The 15,311-nt window shown below is 72.1% G+C and carries 16 protein-coding genes and 1 pseudogene; 7 read left to right on the forward strand and 10 right to left on the reverse strand.

Annotation, left to right across the window (positions count from 1 at the left end; genetic code table 11):
• Window positions 1-114: 114 nt before the first annotated feature.
• Complete coding sequence (locus tag JOD60_RS12605; RefSeq protein ID WP_076690933.1) at window positions 115-1,959, reverse strand: DEAD/DEAH box helicase; 1,845 nt, start codon at window positions 1,957-1,959, stop codon at window positions 115-117.
• Between the two features lie 77 nt (window positions 1,960-2,036).
• Between JOD60_RS12605 and JOD60_RS12610 the strand changes: the two genes are divergently transcribed.
• Window positions 2,037-2,909, forward strand: coding sequence for an SGNH/GDSL hydrolase family protein (locus JOD60_RS12610; RefSeq protein WP_076690934.1), 873 nt, complete (start codon window positions 2,037-2,039; stop codon window positions 2,907-2,909).
• Window positions 2,910-2,951: 42 nt separating this feature from the next.
• Here the strand turns inward: JOD60_RS12610 and JOD60_RS12615 are convergent, their stop codons facing one another.
• On the reverse strand, window positions 2,952-3,764 hold the full coding sequence (locus tag JOD60_RS12615; protein WP_076690935.1) for a TrmH family RNA methyltransferase: 813 nt from the start codon (window positions 3,762-3,764) through the stop codon (window positions 2,952-2,954).
• Between the two features lie 74 nt (window positions 3,765-3,838).
• Between JOD60_RS12615 and JOD60_RS12620 the strand changes: the two genes are divergently transcribed.
• The 3 genes and pseudogenes from JOD60_RS12620 (at window position 3,839) to JOD60_RS12625 (ending at window position 5,325) form a co-directional block, all read left to right on the forward strand.
• On the forward strand, window positions 3,839-4,687 hold the full coding sequence (locus JOD60_RS12620) for a Sir2 family NAD-dependent protein deacetylase (RefSeq protein WP_076690936.1): 849 nt from the start codon (window positions 3,839-3,841) through the stop codon (window positions 4,685-4,687).
• Between the two features lie 46 nt (window positions 4,688-4,733).
• Window positions 4,734-4,793, forward strand: a pseudogene (locus JOD60_RS17210) (histidine phosphatase family protein); the annotation flags it as partial.
• A 130-nt stretch (window positions 4,794-4,923) separates the two neighbouring features.
• Complete coding sequence (locus JOD60_RS12625) at window positions 4,924-5,325, forward strand: histidine phosphatase family protein (protein WP_269746963.1); 402 nt, start codon at window positions 4,924-4,926, stop codon at window positions 5,323-5,325.
• A 22-nt stretch (window positions 5,326-5,347) separates the two neighbouring features.
• On the opposite strand, the gene JOD60_RS12630 is transcribed toward JOD60_RS12625, so the two are convergent.
• Genes JOD60_RS12630 through JOD60_RS12640 form a run of 3 tightly spaced genes read right to left on the reverse strand, consistent with a single transcriptional unit; the run spans window position 5,348 to window position 7,847 of the window.
• Entirely contained in the window at window positions 5,348-6,163 is an 816-nt protein-coding gene (locus tag JOD60_RS12630; protein ID WP_076690937.1) for an HpcH/HpaI aldolase/citrate lyase family protein, read from the reverse strand.
• Window positions 6,160-6,648 (reverse strand): MaoC family dehydratase, encoded by a 489-nt coding sequence (locus JOD60_RS12635; protein ID WP_076690938.1) that lies wholly within the window; start codon window positions 6,646-6,648, stop codon window positions 6,160-6,162. The genes JOD60_RS12630 and JOD60_RS12635 overlap by 4 nt, the downstream gene beginning before the upstream one ends.
• Entirely contained in the window at window positions 6,645-7,847 is a 1,203-nt protein-coding gene (locus JOD60_RS12640; protein ID WP_076690939.1) for an acyl-CoA dehydrogenase family protein, read from the reverse strand. The genes JOD60_RS12635 and JOD60_RS12640 overlap by 4 nt, the downstream gene beginning before the upstream one ends.
• A gap of 117 nt (window positions 7,848-7,964) precedes the next feature.
• Here JOD60_RS12640 and JOD60_RS12645 point away from each other — a divergent pair, with 117 nt between their 5' ends.
• On the forward strand, window positions 7,965-8,576 hold the full coding sequence (locus JOD60_RS12645) for a TetR/AcrR family transcriptional regulator (RefSeq protein ID WP_076690940.1): 612 nt from the start codon (window positions 7,965-7,967) through the stop codon (window positions 8,574-8,576).
• A 6-nt stretch (window positions 8,577-8,582) separates the two neighbouring features.
• On the opposite strand, the gene JOD60_RS12650 is transcribed toward JOD60_RS12645, so the two are convergent.
• From JOD60_RS12650 to pdhA, 3 genes are read right to left on the reverse strand one after another with little or no spacing between them, the layout of a single operon-like run.
• The gene (locus JOD60_RS12650) at window positions 8,583-9,989 is read right to left on the reverse strand and encodes a dihydrolipoamide acetyltransferase family protein (protein WP_076690941.1); all 1,407 of its coding nucleotides are present in this window, start codon (window positions 9,987-9,989) and stop codon (window positions 8,583-8,585) included.
• The gene (locus JOD60_RS12655; RefSeq protein ID WP_076690942.1) at window positions 9,986-10,996 is read right to left on the reverse strand and encodes an alpha-ketoacid dehydrogenase subunit beta; all 1,011 of its coding nucleotides are present in this window, start codon (window positions 10,994-10,996) and stop codon (window positions 9,986-9,988) included. The genes JOD60_RS12650 and JOD60_RS12655 overlap by 4 nt, the downstream gene beginning before the upstream one ends.
• Window positions 10,993-12,114: a pyruvate dehydrogenase (acetyl-transferring) E1 component subunit alpha gene (pdhA, locus tag JOD60_RS12660; protein WP_076690943.1), complete on the reverse strand. Its 1,122-nt coding sequence runs from the start codon at window positions 12,112-12,114 to the stop codon at window positions 10,993-10,995. Before pdhA ends, JOD60_RS12655 begins: the two co-directional genes overlap by 4 nt.
• A gap of 176 nt (window positions 12,115-12,290) precedes the next feature.
• On the opposite strand from pdhA, the gene JOD60_RS12665 reads away from it, so the two are divergent.
• Window positions 12,291-12,794 carry an Lrp/AsnC family transcriptional regulator gene (locus tag JOD60_RS12665; protein WP_076690944.1) on the forward strand — a complete coding sequence of 168 codons (504 nt, stop codon included), beginning with the start codon at window positions 12,291-12,293 and terminating at the stop codon, window positions 12,792-12,794.
• On the opposite strand, the gene JOD60_RS12670 is transcribed toward JOD60_RS12665, so the two are convergent.
• Entirely contained in the window at window positions 12,712-13,758 is a 1,047-nt protein-coding gene (locus tag JOD60_RS12670; RefSeq protein WP_232321609.1) for a DMT family transporter, read from the reverse strand. The two genes, JOD60_RS12665 and JOD60_RS12670, sit on opposite strands and share 83 nt — an antisense overlap.
• Before the next feature lie 90 nt (window positions 13,759-13,848).
• Between JOD60_RS12670 and JOD60_RS12675 the strand changes: the two genes are divergently transcribed.
• Window positions 13,849-14,409, forward strand: coding sequence for a CGNR zinc finger domain-containing protein (locus JOD60_RS12675; protein ID WP_076690945.1), 561 nt, complete (start codon window positions 13,849-13,851; stop codon window positions 14,407-14,409).
• Here the strand turns inward: JOD60_RS12675 and JOD60_RS12680 are convergent.
• Window positions 14,369-15,268, reverse strand: a complete 900-nt coding sequence (locus JOD60_RS12680) for an alpha/beta fold hydrolase (protein WP_076690946.1) — start codon at window positions 15,266-15,268, stop codon at window positions 14,369-14,371. The two genes, JOD60_RS12675 and JOD60_RS12680, sit on opposite strands and share 41 nt — an antisense overlap.
• Window positions 15,269-15,311 lie beyond the last annotated feature (43 nt).

Here is a 15,311-nt window from a genome sequence, read left to right on the forward strand (position 1 = left end):
GGTCACCCGCTCACGCTAGCCCCGACGTGCGACCCGCGGGGGCGGATGCCGGGATTGCCAGCATTTCGGAGATCCGAACCTCCGCGGCCGCCGCGCATGCCGCCCGGAGCGACCTCAGCTGTGCACGCGCCGGCGCAGCACCTCGATGCGCGCCTGCAGCTGTGCGACCGTGGCGCGCGCGACCTCCGGACCACCGCAGACCCGCCGCAGCTCGGCGTGCACGGCGCCGTGCGGCTCGCCGCTCTGTCGCGCATAGAGCCCGACGAGGCTGTTGAGCAGCTGCCGCTGCTCGCGGAGCGTGCGGTGCAGCGCCGGCGGAAGGGTCGTGGCCCCGGCATCCGTCCCGCCCGCGTCGGCGGCAGCACCCTCCCGCGCCTCGCGCGACCGCCGGTGGCGGCTCTGCCGCGACTGGCGCTGCATGAGCAGCGCGTGGACGTGCTCGGGCTCGAGCAGGCCCGGCAGCCCCAGGAACTCCTCCTCCTCGGGCGTTCCGGGCACGGCCAGCTGTCCGAACTCCTTGCCGTCGTACAGCACGCGGTCGAAGTGGGCGACCGAGCCGAGGGCCTGATAGCTGAACTCCTGCTCCAGCTCGTCCGACGCCTTCTCCTCGCGCTCGGCCTCGGCCAGCAGCGTGTCCTCGAGGCCGTCGTCATCTCCGGCTTCGCGGTCGAGGGCGTGGTCGCGCTCGCGCTCCATCTCGCCGGCGAGGTTCAGCAGCTGCGGCACGTGGGGCAGGAAGACGGATGCCGACTCGCCGCGCCGCCGGGCCCGCACGAACCGACCGATGGCCTGCGCGAAGAACAGCGGCGTCGACGCGCTGGTCGCGTACACGCCGACGGCCAGTCGCGGCACGTCGACGCCCTCCGACACCATGCGGACGGCCACCATCCACCGCGTCGTCGCTTTCGCGAACGTCTCGATGCGCCCCGAGGCGGCCTTGTCGTCGGAGAGGACGACAGCGGGCTGCTCCCCCGTGATCTCGCGGAGGATCGCCGCGTAGGCCCGGGCGGCGGTCTGATCCGTCGCGATGACGAGGCCCCCGGCATCCGGTACGTCCTGCCGCACTTCGGAGAGGCGCCGATCGGCGCTTCGGAGCACGGCGGGAATCCAGTCGCCCTCCGGGTCGAGCGCGGTGCGCCAGGCCTGCGCCGTGACGTCCTTCGTGTTGTCCTGCCCCAGGTGCGCCTCGAGCTCGTCGCCGGCCTTCGTGCGCCAGCGCATCTTCCCGGCGTAGACGAGGAAGAGCACCGGCCGCACCACGCCGTCGGCGAGCGCCCGACCGTAGCCGTAGTTGTAGTCGGTGCGCGAGAGACGGATGCCCTTCTCGTTCGGGTGGTACTCCACGAACGGGATGGGTGCCGTGTCGCTGCGGAAGGGCGTGCCCGACAGGAGCAGCCGCCGCGTCGCCCGGCCGTACGCTTCGCGCAGCGCATCGCCCCAGCTGAGCGCGTCACCGCCGTGGTGCACCTCGTCGAGGATGACGAGAGCCCGGGAATCCATCGTCAGGCGCTGGTGGACCGACGCCTTCACCGCGACCTGCGCGTACGTGACGGCGATGCCGTGGAAGTGGCGGGCGGGCGCGTGCTGCCGGTTGCTGAAGCGCGGGTCGAGCCGGATGCCGACGCGCGCCGCGGCGTCGGCCCACTGCGTCTTCAGATGCTCGGTGGGAGCGACGACGATGATGCGGTCGACGACGCCGCGACGCAGCAGCTCGGATGCCAGGCGCAGCGCGAACGTCGTCTTTCCGGCGCCGGGGGTCGCGGCGGCGAGGAAGTCGCGCGGCCCCTTGCCGACCCCGTCCGGTCCGTCGGCAGCGAAGTACGCCTCGAGCGCCTCGGCCTGCCAGGCGCGGAGATTCTGCGCCGTTCCCCACGGTGCGCGCTGCGGGAACGCGGGCGAGAGGTGCTCTGCGGCGAAGCTGCCGAAGTGCTCCTGCTGCCGCTCGTCCGCCCCGTCCACGAGTGACCACCCTAAATCACCCCACCCCCATGACGGCCGGGCGGGTAGCCTCGAACAGGCCACGAGTCAGGAGAGACATGCCCCGCAACACCCCGACACCGGACGAGCACCGCTCGCCGTACGTGCCCAACGAAAGCGCCCACCCCTGGCGCCGCATGGTCGCGATCGGCGATTCCTTCACGGAGGGCATCGGCGACCCCATCCCCGGAACGGTCGACGGCCACCGCGGCTGGGCCGACCGCGTCGCGGAGGTGCTGGGCAGCCAGGTGGAGGACTTCGCCTACGCCAACCTCGCCGTCCGCGGCAAGCTCATCGGTCAGATCGTCGCCGACCAGATCGAGCCCGCGCTGGCCCTCAACCCCGACCTCATCACGTTCTCCGCCGGCGGCAACGACGTCATCCGACCCGGGAGCGACCCCGACGCGGTCGCCCAGCAGTTCGAAGACGCCGTCGCGCGGCTGAGCTCGCAGGGCGCCACGCTCGTCGTCTTCACCGGGATCGACACCGATTTCACGCCCGTTTTCCGCGGCATCCGGGGTCGGGTCGCGATCTACAACGAGAACATCCGCGCCATCGCGGAGCGCTACGACTGCATCGTCGCCGACCAGTGGGCGCTCAAGGAGGTGCAGGACATGCGGTTCTTCGACGACGACCGCCTGCACTACAACGCGCTCGGCCACCACGAGGTCGCACGCATGGTGCTGCGCGCCCTCAACGTGCCGAACGACCTGCAGCCGATGCAGCCCGATCCGCTGCCGACGCTCACGTGGCGCGAGGCGCGCGCGAACGACCTGGTGTGGGCGCGCACGCACCTCGTGCCGTGGGTGCTGCGGCGCCTGCGCCACCAGTCCTCCGGCGATCACATCACCGCGAAGCGCCCAGAGCCGCTGCCGGTGATCGTCGAGGCGCCCGCGCAGGACCGCACCGCGGGCCCCGGGCACCCCGCCTGACGCCCCTGACCTCTCCTCTCCCTCTCGCCGAACCGGCGAGTGTCAGGGCGTGCGCAGCGCCCAGAGGGCGACGGCGGCCGCGGATGCGACGTTGAGCGAGTCCACTCCCCCGGCCATCGGGATCGTCACGACGGTGTCGGCGGCTTCCTGCGCGCGACGCGACAGGCCGTCGCCCTCCGTGCCGAGCACCAGAGCGACCCGCTCGGGCCGGTCGGCGGCGAACACGTCGAGCGGCACGGCGTCGTCCGCGAGGGCGAGCGCGGCGAGGTGGATGCCGGCGTCGTGCAGCTCCTCGCGGGCAGCCCGCCACGGGCCGCCGGGGCCTTCCGTCATCCGCGTCCACGGCACCTGGAACACCGTCCCCATGCTCACCCGCACGCTCCGGCGGTACAGCGGATCCGCGCAGCGGGGCGAGACGACCACCGCGTCGGCGCCGAGACCGGCGGCGGCCCGGAAGGCCGCTCCCACGTTCGTGTGATCGACGATGTCCTCCAGCACGAGCACGAGGCGCGCGTCGGCGACCACCTCGGCCAGCGACGGCAGCGCCGGGCGGTGCATCGCGGCGAGCGCGCCGCGGTGCACGGCGTACCCGGTCAGGCGCTCGGCCACGGCATCGGTCACGACGTAGATCGGCGCGTCTCCGGCGAGCGTGCGCACATCGTCGAGCCACTTCTCCTGCACGAGGATCGAGCGCGGCCGATGACCGGCGGCGAGCGCGCGCGTGATCACCTTCGCCGACTCGGCGATATAGAGACCGCCTGCCGGCTCGAGCGTCCGCCGCAGCGCGACGTCGGTCAGATCGCGGTAGTCGGCCAGGCGCTCGTCGGCCGCATCGTCGATCCTCAGCACGGGCATGCGCCCCATGCTGGCACGGCGCGTAACATCCCGGAAAACGACGCGGCGTAGGCTCGGGCGTGAGAGGGGGTGCCATGTCGACCGTACTCACGCAGGATGCCGCGACCGACGCGGCCGTCGGCCACGCCGTCGACGTTCTCGCCGGTCGGCGCCTCGCGGTGCTCACCGGCGCGGGCGTCTCGACCGACTCCGGCATTCCCGACTACCGCGGCAAGGGCGCTCCGGTGCGCACGCCCATGACCGCGCAGCAGTTCCTCTCCAGCGATGCCGCGCGCCGCCGCTACTGGGTCGGCAGCCACCTCGGCTGGCGCGCCTTCGCCGCCGCCCTGCCCAACGCCGGCCACGAGGCGCTCGCCGCCCTCGAAACGGCCGGCGTGGCGACCGGCATCATCACCCAGAACGTCGACGGCCTGCACGTGCGCGCCGGCAGCCGCCGTGTCGTCGAGCTGCACGGCACCATGGGGCGCGTCCTGTGCACCCACTGCGGACAGGTGTTCGACCGCCGCGACCTGGCTGCGCGGGTCGAAGCCGACAACCCGTGGATCGCGATCCCCGACGCCGTCGAGCTCGGCCCCGACGGCGATGTGCTCCCCTCGTCCAGCGACGGATTCGTCGTTCCGGACTGCAGCGTCTGCGGCGGGATGCTCAAGCCCGACGTCGTGTTCTTCGGGGAGTACATCCCCGTCGCGAAGTTCGCCGAGGCCGAGCAGCTCGTGCACGCCAGCGACGCGCTGCTGGTCGCCGGCTCATCGCTGGTCGTGAACTCCGGCATCCGCCTTCTCGAACGTGCGCGACGCCGGAAGCTGCCCATCGTCATCGTCAACCGCGGTCAGACCCGCGGCGACGGCCACGCGACCGTCAAGATCGACGCCGGCACGAGCGAGGTGCTGCGGCGGCTGGCACAGGACCTGCCCGCACGCTGACCCCGACCGGCTCGCTTAGGCTCGAGGGGTGACCTCCCTCATCCTCGTGCGCCACGGCGAGACCGACTGGAACGCGCAGCGCCGCATCCAGGGTTCGACCGACATCCCGCTCAACGAGAACGGGCGCACGCAGGCCCGCGAGACCGCCGAGCGCCTGCGCGACGAACTCGCCGGCGACGGCCCCCGTCGTCATCGCCTCGAGCGACCTGTCGCGGGCGCACGAAACGGCGCGGATCATCGCGACGTCCGTGGGGGTCGCCGAACCGCGCACGTACCCGCAACTGCGGGAGCGTTCGTACGGGGATGCCGAGGGCATCACCGACAGCGAGTTCCACGCCCGCTGGGGCGACTGGCACACCGCCGAGGTGCCGAACGCGGAGAGCTGGCCGGATGTGCGCCGTCGCGCGCTCGCCGGCATCCAGCGGGTCATCCGCGACGCCCGCCGCGCGACCGCCCCCGCCGCGCCGACCGTCGTCGTGGTCGCCCACGGCGCGCTCATCCGCGAGGTCATCCGCCACGCCTCGGCGGGTGAGTTCCCGCACGTCGGAGAGCGGCTGCCGAACGGCTCCGCGCACACCTTCCTCATCGAACGCGATCGTCTCAGCATGCGCTCCTACGTCGGGACACCCGTCCGCTGAGACGTCGCCGCGGCGCGCGCCCTCAGTCCGCGCGCGCGACGATGGCGCGAGCGTGGCGCAGGACGGGCTCGTCGATCATGCGTCCGGCGAACCGGAACACCCCGCGCTCGCCGCTCGCGGCCTCGAGCACCTCGCGTGCCCACGACAGCGTCGCCGCGTCGGGGCGGTACGCCGCGCGGACGATGTCGACCTGTGCCGGGTGGATGCACGCGGTGGCGGTGAAGCCGCTCGCGGCGGCATCCTCCGCCTCGCGGCGCAGCCCTTTCTCGTCGTCGATGTCGAGGTGCACGGCGTCGATCGCCGCCTTCCCGGCGGCGCCGGCGGCCAGCAGCACACGGGAGCGCGCGTGCCGGGCGACATCGCGGTAGCGGCGGTCCTTGCGGTCCGTGCGACTGGAGGTCCCGCCGAGGGAGGCGACGAGGTCCTCCGCGCCCCACATGAGCGCGACGACGTTGTCCTGCGCGGCGATGCGCTCGGCGGCGACGACGCCCCGCGCCGTCTCGCACAGCGCGATCACCTCGAACCGCGGATCGAGCCGCGCGATCCGCTTCGGCGACTGGGCCTTGGCGAGCATGATGCGCCGGTAGTCCGTCTGCGACAGCGTCGCCATGTCGGCGGCGAACGCATCGGAGTCGATCGGGTTCACGCGCACGATGACGCGTTCGGGGTCCAGATGCGCGTCGATGAGCGCGCCCCGCGCCGCCGTCTTGGCGTGGGGAGCGACGGCGTCTTCCAGGTCGAGGATCACCGCGTCGGCCCGAGCGGCCGCTTTGGCGAACCGGTCGGGCCGATCGGCGGGGCAGAACAGCAGCGCGGGACCCAGCGTGAAGCGGCTCACGACTCGACCTCCACGGCGACGCCGGGCGCCTGCCACATGAGCGCGACCCGCGTCGCCACCGCGACCACCACGTCGTCCTGGTTGCGCCCGGTGTGGCGCATCGTCACGACGCCCTGACCGGGCCGCGACGCCGATGGCCGCGCCGCAAGGATCTCCGTCGAGGTGTACAGCGTGTCCCCCGCGAACAGCGGATGCGGGAACGAGATGTCGCTGAGGCCGAGTTGCGCGACGAGCGTCCCCTGCGTGAGCTGGGTGACGGAGGCTCCCACCATCGTCGCGAGCGTCCACATCGAGTTCATGAGCCGCTGTCCGAAGGGCTGGGTGGCCGCGTAGGCGGCATCGAGGTGCAGCGCCTGCGTGTTCATCGTGAGCGAGGAGAAGAGGACGTTGTCGGCCTCGGTCGCCGTGCGCCCGGGCGTGTGCCGGTAGGTCGCGCCGACGACGAACTCCTCGAGGTACAGGCCCCGCTGGACGATGTCGCTCATGCCTTCACGCTACGCCCCGCGTCCAGGCCCAGCGCGCGCGAGATGACCAGCAGCTGCACTTCGCTGGTCCCCTCGCCGATCTCCAGGATCTTCGAGTCGCGGTAGTGGCGGGCGACGGGGTACTCGTTCATGAAGCCGTTGCCGCCGAAGATCTGCGTCGCGTCGCGGGCGTTGTCCATCGCGGCGTCGCTTGCGGTGAGCTTGGCGAGGGCCGCCGCCGTCCCGAACGGCTGCCCGGCGTCGCGCAGACGGGCGGCGTGCAGCCAGGCCAGCCGCGCGGTGTGCACCCGCTGCTGCATGCGTGCCAGCATGAATTGGATGGACTGGCGCGACCCCAGGCGCTCGCCGAACACGATGCGGCTGTCGGCGTAGTCCAGCGCCGCCTCGAGGCACCCCTCGGCGGCCCCCGTGGACAGCGCGGCGATGGCGATGCGCCCTTCGTCCAGGATGCTGAGGAAGTTCGCGAATCCGCGACCGCGCTCCCCGAGGAGGTTCTCCGCCGGCACCCGCGCCCCCTCGAAGGTCAGCGGGTGGGTGTCCGACGCGTGCCAGCCGACCTTGTCGTACGGCGCACCGACGATGAACCCGGCGGTGCCGGCGGGCACGATGATCGTGGAGATCTCCTTGCGCCCCTCCCGTGTGCCGGTGACGGCCGTCACGGTGACGAAGCGCGTGATGGCGGTGCCGGAGTTGGTGATGAACTGCTTCGCGCCGTCGATGACCCATTCGTCGCCGTCGAGTCTCGCCGTGGTGCGGGTGGCCCCGGCATCCGACCCCGCCTCGGGCTCGGTGAGGCCGAACCCGGCCAGCGCCCGGCCGGCCAGCAGGTCGGGCAGCAGTTCGGCGCGCTGCGCGTCGGTGCCGAACCGGTACACCGGCATGGCGCCGAGACTGACCCCCGCCTCGAGGGTGATCGCCAGCGACTGGTCGACGCGGGCAATCGCCTCGATGGCCAGCCCCAGGGCGAGGTAGTCCCCGCCCTGCCCGCCGATGCGGACGCCGCCGGCCTCCTCGGGGAACGGCAGGCCGAACAGGCCCAGCTCCCCCATCTCCGCGACGAGACCCAGCGGGAGGGTCTTCGTGCGGTCGGCCTCGTAGGCCTGCGGCGCGATGCGCTCGTCGGCGAAGGCGCGCACGAGACCCGCGAGCTCGCGCTCCTCGTCGCTCAGTCCGTAGGCGGAAAGGTCCAGCACGCCCATGTCATCTCCCTTGATGTCGCGGTCGTATAACGGCCCGCCAGCGCTCCTGGCGTGCGCGCGTTGCGATGGGTTAGTGTTCACTAACCCAAGTCACGAGGTTAGCGAGGATTAACTGAAATGACAACGCGTCTCCCCGACGCTGCGACGCCGCGCGACCGCGCGAAGGCCGAGCGCCACGGTGCGCTGCTGCGTGAGGCCGCCCGCCTGTTCGCCGCGCACGGCTTCGACGGGGTCAGTCTGGAGGATCTCGGCGCGGCCGTCGGGATCACCGGGCCCGCGGTGTACCGCCACTTCTCGAGCAAGCGCGCGCTCCTCGGCGCGATCCTGCTGCGCGCGAGCGGTGACCTGCTCAGCGGCGGACGACGCGTCATCGCCCAGGTCACCGAGCCGCGGCAGTGCTTGCGCGAACTCGTCGACTTCCACGTCGACTTCGCCGTCACCGACGCCGACGTCATCCGCGTACACGACCGCGACCTCGCCCGGCTGAGCGACGCCGACCGGCACGAGGTGCGGCGGCTGCAGCGCGAGTACGTCGATCTGTGGATCGGGGTGCTCGAGCGCGTCCACCCCGACCGCGCCGCGACCGACCTGCGGGTGCGCGCCCACGCCGGATTCGGCCTCATCAACTCGACCCCGTACTCGGTGCGGGCGCTGCGCGACGTTCCCCCGGATGCCGTCGTGCACCACATCCTGTCCGACATGGCGTTCGCCGCGCTCTGCGCGCACTGAACCCGGTCAGCTCAGCAGCATCGCACGGCCGGGCTCGCGGAGGATGTCCCCCACCGCGCGCAGGAACCTCGACGCCTCCTGGCCGTCGGCCAGGCGGTGATCGAACGACAGGCTCAGCGTCACGATGTCGCGCAGGACGATCTGGCCGTCGTGTTCCCACGGGCGTCGGCGCACCGACCCGAGGCCGAGGATGCCGGCTTCTCCCGGATTGAGGATCGGCGTTCCCGCATCGATGCCGAACACGCCGAAGTTGGTGATCGAGAAGGTGCCGCCCGACAGCGCACCGGGAGCGGAGCGACCGCTGCGCGCCGTCTGCGCGAGCGCGCCGATCGCGTCGGCGAGCTCGACGAGCGTGAGGCGGTCGGCATCGGCGATGTGCGGCACGACGAGGCCGCGCTCGGTCGCCGCGGCGATGCCGAGGTTCACATAGTGGAACTGCACGATCTCCCCGGCCGGCCCGTCCCAGCGGGCGTTGAGCGACGGTTCGGCGCGCAGCGCCAGGCAGACGGCCTTCGCGGCGACGGCGAGGATGCCGATGCGATGGCCGTCGAGGCGCCGATCGGCGCGGAGGTCTGCGACGAGCCGCACGGTCTCGGTGACATCGACCTCCAGGAAGGTCGTCACGTGCGGTGCGGTGAAGGCGCTCTGCACCATCGCGGCAGCGGTGTGCTTGCGCACGCCACGGATGGGGATGCGGGTCTCCCGCGCGCCCGGCGTTCCCGGCGCGGCCGTGGCGGAGGCCGACGCCGCCTGCGCCCGCATCGCATCGGCGTAGCGGTCGACGTCCTCCCGGCGGATAACGCCCGTCACCCCGGACGCCTCGACGAGCGCCAGATCGACACCCCGCTCCTTCGCGTAGGCGCGGACGGGGGGCGTGGAACGGGGACGCTCGTGGCGGAGATCCTCGGTCGGGGCGGGCGCGACGACATCGTGCGGCGCGTGGGCGAGCACGGCGGTGTCGGATGCCGATGCGGATGCCGCCGCGGCGCGCACGGCGCGCGCGCGTCGCTGCGGACGCCCCGCCGTGCGCGGAGCAGCCCCGTATCCGACGAGGTTCGGGACCGTGGCGTCGGTGTCGGCCGCCGCTGCCGCGGTGTCGGCCGCCGTCTCGCGGGTGACGCCGGCCGGGTCCGCGCTCCCGGCCCCGCCCGCGCCGGCCAGCGCCCCGACGTCGCCGGGCACGTCGATCGCGATGAGCGGCGCGCCGACGGCGACCACGTCGCCGGCCGCCGCGTGCAGGTCACTGACGGTGCCGGCGAACGGTGACGGCAGTTCGACGATGGCCTTCGCGGTCTCGACCTCGGCGATCGGCTGGTTGAGCGTCACCTCGTCGCCGCGGGCGACGAGCCACTGCACGATCTCCGCCTCCGGCAGTCCCTCGCCGAGGTCGGGCAGCCGGAACTCGGCGATCACAGCGCCACCTCCGACAGGCTGTTCGGCCGGTCGAGCACGCGATCGACGGCGTCGAGGATGCGGTCGAGGTCGGGCAGGTGGTGCTTCTCGAGCTTCGCCGGCGGGTAGGGGATGTCATGCCCGGTCACGCGCTGCGGCGCGGCCTCGAGGTAGTGGAAGCACTGCTCGGTGAGACTCGTGATGATCTCGGCGGCGACACCCGCCTCTCCCCCGGCCTCGTGGGTGACGACGAGCCGGCCGGTCTTGCGGACGGATGCCGCGAGCGTCCGGTAGTCGACCGGCGAGAGCGACCGTGCGTCGATGACCTCGATCGAGATCCCCTCGTCCTCGGCTGCCGCCGCGGCATCCAGCGCCGTCGTCACCTGGGCGCCATAGGTGACGAGCGTCACGTCATCCCCTTCCCGCGCGACGCGGGCGAGCCCCATCGGCGGCGCATCGGCGATGTCGGCGTCGAGGTCGACCTCCCCCTTGGCGTGGTACAGGCGCTTGGGCTCGAAGAAGATGACCGGGTCATCGCTCGCGATCGCCTGCTGCAGCACGGTGAACGCGTCCTGCGGGTTCGAGACCGCGACGACGCGCAGCCCGGCGGTGTGCACGAAGTACGCCTCGGGCGACTCGGAGTGATGCTCGGCGGCCCCCACACCACCCGCCCAGGGGATGCGGATCGTGATCGGCATCTTCACGCGCCCGCGCGTGCGATAGTGCAGCTTCGCCACCTGGCAGACGATCTGGTCGAAGGCGGGGTAGACGAAGCCGTCGAACTGGATCTCCACGACGGGACGGAAGCCGCGCACGGCGAGCCCCACCGCCGTCCCCACGATCCCCGACTCGGCGAGCGGGGTGTCGATGACGCGCTTCGGGCCGAACTCGTCGAGCAGGCCGTCGGTGATGCGGAACACACCGCCCAGCCGGCCGATGTCCTCGCCCATGATCAGCACGCGGTCATCGCGCCCCATGGCGCTGCGCAGCCCCGCCGTGAGCGCCTGGCCCATCGTGATCTCGGTCATCGCGTCGGCTCCGTCTCGGCGAAGCCGTCGAGGTAGGCGGCGAATCGCGCGCGCTGCCGCTCGATGCCGGTGTGCGGTTCGGCGTAGACGTCGTCGAGCACCTCGATGGCCGGGCGGGTGACAGCGGTCAGCGCGGCCTCGCGCATCGCCGCGGCGCCGGCGTCGGCATCCGCCGTCACCTGCGCGGCGAACGCGTCGTCCCACGCGCCGGTGGCGCGCAGGTAGGCCTCCACCCGCAGCAGCGGGTCGCGCTGGCGCCACGCCTCCACCTCGTCGCGGTCGCGGTAACGGGTGGGGTCGTCGGAGGTCGTGTGCGGGCCCATGCGGTAGGTGACCATCTCGAGGAAGACCGGTCCCTCGCCGCGGCGGGCGTGGTCGAGGGCCCACCGCATCGCGGCGGTGCTGGCGAGCACGTCGTTGCCGTCGACCCGCATGCTGGGGATGCCGAAGCCCGGCGCCCGGCCGGCGATGGGGAACCGGGACTGCACGGTGACCGGCTCGGAGATCGCCCACTGGTTGTTGGAGCAGACGAAGACGACGGGTGCCTGGAACGAGGAGGCGAACACCATCGCCTCGTTGACATCGCCCTGGCTGGTCGCACCGTCGCCGAAGTAGGCGACGGCGGCCTGGTCGGTGCCGTCGCGCTGGATGCCCATGGCGTAGCCGACGGCGTGCAGGCTCTGCGCACCGATGATGATCTGCGGGTTGGCGAGGTTCAGCGCGTACGGATCGTAGGTGGCGTGCACCTCGCCGCGCCACGCGAGCACGAGGTCGGCCGGTGCGCCGCCGCGGACGATCGTCACGCCGCATTCGCGATAGCTCGGGAACAGGAAGTCGTCGTCGCGGCACGCGCGGGCGGTGCCGACCTGGACGGCCTCCTGGCCCTGCGCGGGCGCCCACAGGCCGAGGTGGCCCTGCCGCTGGAGGGCGACGCCCTCGGCGTCCATCCGTCGCACGATGGCCATGTCGCGGTACAGGGCGCGAAGCGCCGCGCCGTCGATGTCCTGGACCCAGCGGTCGAGCCGGGGATCGGCGATGCGCCGCCCCTCGGGGGTGAGCAGACGCGCCGTGTCGTCCAGCGCCGTCATCGCTTCGTCGGTGGTCAGGGTATACACCATTGTGATCCCTCTCTGGTCGCCGCGCGCGCTCTTGTGGAGCGCGACCGCGTCCGGGGCCGGCCTCGTCGCCGGTTCACCCGAAGGCTACGTCCGCATCGCACCTAGCTCAAGCATTCCGGTCACCGTTGAGCATGTTGCGCAACGACGCCCCGAAACTCCTGCTAGCGTTGGGCATTATGGGACCCCTCGATCGCGTCGATCTCGACCTGCTGGAAGCTCTCGCCGATGACCACCGCGCGACCGTCGTCGCGCTGGCCGAGCGACTGGGACTGTCGCGCAACACTGTCCAGGCGCGGCTCGGCCGCCTGGAGCGCGCTGATGTGTTCGGGTCGTTCGAGCGCGCGATGTCGCCGGCCGCGCTGGGCTTTCCCATCCAGGCCGTCCTGAGCGTGACCGTCCACCAGGCGCACCTGCCGCGCATCACGACGGCGATCGCCGCGATCCCCGAGGTGATCTCGGCGCACGGGCTCAGCGGTCAGATCGATCTGCTGGTGCGGGTCGCCGCACGCGACACCCAGCACCTGTTCGATGTGGACGCCCGCATCCTCGGGATCGAAGGCGTCGAGCGCACCGAGACCTCCCTCGTCATGGGCGAGGTCATCGAGTACCGGATCCGCCCTCTCCTGCAGATGGCACGGGGAGCGTCGGCACGGGCAGACTCGGGTCGGCGGGAACGCTGACGGCATCGACCTCCGCGGCATCCATCCGCACGAGGACGACCCCGGCCAGCAGCAGCGCGCCGCCGATGAACTGGATCGGGGCGGGCGTCTCGCCCAGCAGCAGCCAGGCGAACCCGAGCGCGAACAGCACCTCGCTGAGCCCGATGAACGAGGCGAGGCGCGACCCGACGCGGGGCACCGCCATGACGCCCAGCGCGTACCCCAGCGTGGTCGCCACGCCGCCCACCCACAGCAGGGCGAGGATGCCGGGGATCTCGACGCCCCGGAAGACCACCGTCACCGAGGGCGCAGCGAACGGCAGCACGCCGGAGACGGCGAGGACGCCCATGAACAGCGCCCCCACCAGCAGCCCGCCCGCGGCCAGGGCGAGCGGCGGCAGATCGTCGCCGGTGCGCTCGCTCATGACGAAGTACACGCAGACGCAGATCGCCGCCCCGAGGGCGAGCAGGGTGCCGAGCAGGTCGAAGCGCGCGCCGGTGATGTCGACCACCAGCACGAGCCCGGCGATCGCGACGATCGATCCGATGATGACGAGGCGGGACGGCGTGCGGCGGGTGCGCAGCCACACGAACCCGACGAGCATGACCGGGGCGAGGTACTGGATCAGCAGGGCCACGGCCACCGGCATCCGCTGCATCGCGGAGAAGAAGAGCAGCTGACACCCCGCGACCGGGATCAGGCCGAACGCGAGGAGCGCGAGCCCGTGGCGCCGCAGGAAGGACCGCTCCCGGCGCAGGGCGCCGATGAGCGCAGGCGAGAGGATGAGCCCCGCCAGTCCCATGCGCACGATGAGCGCCGCGGACAGCGACCAGCCCGCTTCGAGCAGGGGCTTGACGAGTGGACCGCTGGAGGAGAACGCCAGCGCCGAGGCGACCGCCATGACGATGCCCGCGGTGCGGCGGCGCGGCACCGGCGAGGCGGGCACGGCGGGGACGATGATGTCCAGCGGAGCGGTGTGGGTCACCGGCGGTCCCTTGAGTTCAGATGCGGCCCTGTCAGGAGTGACTGGTGTTTACACTGGTGACAGTAGCGCCCCGGATGGTCAGGAGTCAATGTGGTTTTCATTCGTGACACGGAGATGTCGCTGCGTGCGGGCGCGGCCCTCGTGAACACGCTGCGCAACGTGTCGTTCGACGAGACCGACACGCTCATGTCGACCGACGATCTCGACCTGTATCTGGCGGAGTACCCCTTCACCGGCCGCATCCGTCGCGACGAGGTGGAGTTGCGCGAGCTGCGCGCGGCCCGCGCGCGGCTGCGGGAGCTGTGGAGCGTCGGCCGCGTCGATGCGGTGCCGCTCGTCAACGCACTGCTGCGCGACGGCCGAGCGCTCCCCCAGCTGGTCATCCACGACGGCTACGACTGGCACATCCACGCGACCGACGACTCCGATCCGCTGGCGACGCGCATCCTCGTGGAGGTGGCGATGGCGTTCGCCGAGGTCATCCGCGCCGACCAGTGGGACCGCGTGCGCGTGTGCTCCGCCGACGACTGCGACGCCGTGTACGTCGACTTCTCCAAGAACGGCTCGAAGCGCTACTGCGACACCGGCAACTGCGGCAACCGCATGAACGTCAACGCGTATCGGCGGCGCCGGGCGCGACAAACCGCCTGATCGCCTCGGCGGCCTCACGCGGCGTCTCGTAGTGGATGAGGTGCCCGACGCCCGCGATCTCCACGAGCTCCGCCCGCGGGAACAGCGTCTGCAGGTGCCGCTCCGCCTCGATCGGCGTGATGTCGTCCTTCTCCGCCGCGATGAGCAGCGTCGGCTGCGAGATGCGCGGCGCGAAGGCGCGCACGTCGTTCGAGACGGAGGCGACGAAGCCCTGATGCAGCACGTCCCGGTCGCCGAACCGAGAGAAGTACGTGTCGTGCTGATCGTGCACGAAGGCCCGCAGCTGCCGGTCGCGGGTCTTCACCATCGACACGCTCATCACCCGGACGATCAGCCGATTGCGCAGGAGGGCGTCGCCGAGGCGCTTCGGCAGCTTCGCCCCCGCCCAGTAGTAGAAGACGGCGAGGCGGGTGAGGATGCCGCGGGGTCCCTCCAGCGCGGGCGCCCCGATCGGATTGACGAGGATGACGCGGGGGGTCTCCAGCCCGCCGGCGACGGCCGCCGCGACGACGATCGAGCCGAACGAGTGACCCAGGATGTCGGCGCCGGGTGCCACGGCCGCGGCGAACGCCGTGAGCCACTCGGCGTAGGCCTGCAGCGTGTGCTCACGCCCCGGCAGCGGCGGGGTCTCGCCGAAGCCGGGGAGATCCGGCGAGATGATCCGGATGCCGGGCAGGAACGCCACGACCGGCTCGAGCCCGTGGTGGTCCCCGCGGTAGCCGTGCACCATGAGGAGCGTGGTCTCGGCATCCGCCGGCCCATATACCCAATACGCCGTCGTGCCACCCGCCACCTCGACCTCGTGGCGGCTGACCGGGACGGTCGCGAGCGCGTCGGCATACGGGGAGGTCACGGGCACCCGTCGAGTCTACGGACCTTCGCGCGTGGCGCTGCCGGCCGAT

This window comes from Microbacterium aurum (assembly GCF_016907815.1).
GTDB lineage: Bacteria > Actinomycetota > Actinomycetes > Actinomycetales > Microbacteriaceae > Microbacterium > Microbacterium aurum.

Coding starts and splice junctions, on each gene's coding strand:
- pdhA (WP_076690943.1), bottom strand. CDS start 12,114: ATGGTGTATACCCTGACCACCGACGAAGCGATGACGGCGCTGGACGAC.
- JOD60_RS12615 (WP_076690935.1), bottom strand. CDS start 3,764: ATGCCCGTGCTGAGGATCGACGATGCGGCCGACGAGCGCCTGGCCGAC.
- JOD60_RS12620 (WP_076690936.1), top strand. CDS start 3,839: ATGTCGACCGTACTCACGCAGGATGCCGCGACCGACGCGGCCGTCGGC.
- JOD60_RS12635 (WP_076690938.1), bottom strand. CDS start 6,648: ATGAGCGACATCGTCCAGCGGGGCCTGTACCTCGAGGAGTTCGTCGTC.
- JOD60_RS12640 (WP_076690939.1), bottom strand. CDS start 7,847: ATGGGCGTGCTGGACCTTTCCGCCTACGGACTGAGCGACGAGGAGCGC.
- JOD60_RS12655 (WP_076690942.1), bottom strand. CDS start 10,996: ATGACCGAGATCACGATGGGCCAGGCGCTCACGGCGGGGCTGCGCAGC.
- JOD60_RS12645 (WP_076690940.1), top strand. CDS start 7,965: ATGACAACGCGTCTCCCCGACGCTGCGACGCCGCGCGACCGCGCGAAG.
- JOD60_RS12610 (WP_076690934.1), top strand. CDS start 2,037: ATGCCCCGCAACACCCCGACACCGGACGAGCACCGCTCGCCGTACGTG.
- JOD60_RS12665 (WP_076690944.1), top strand. CDS start 12,291: ATGGGACCCCTCGATCGCGTCGATCTCGACCTGCTGGAAGCTCTCGCC.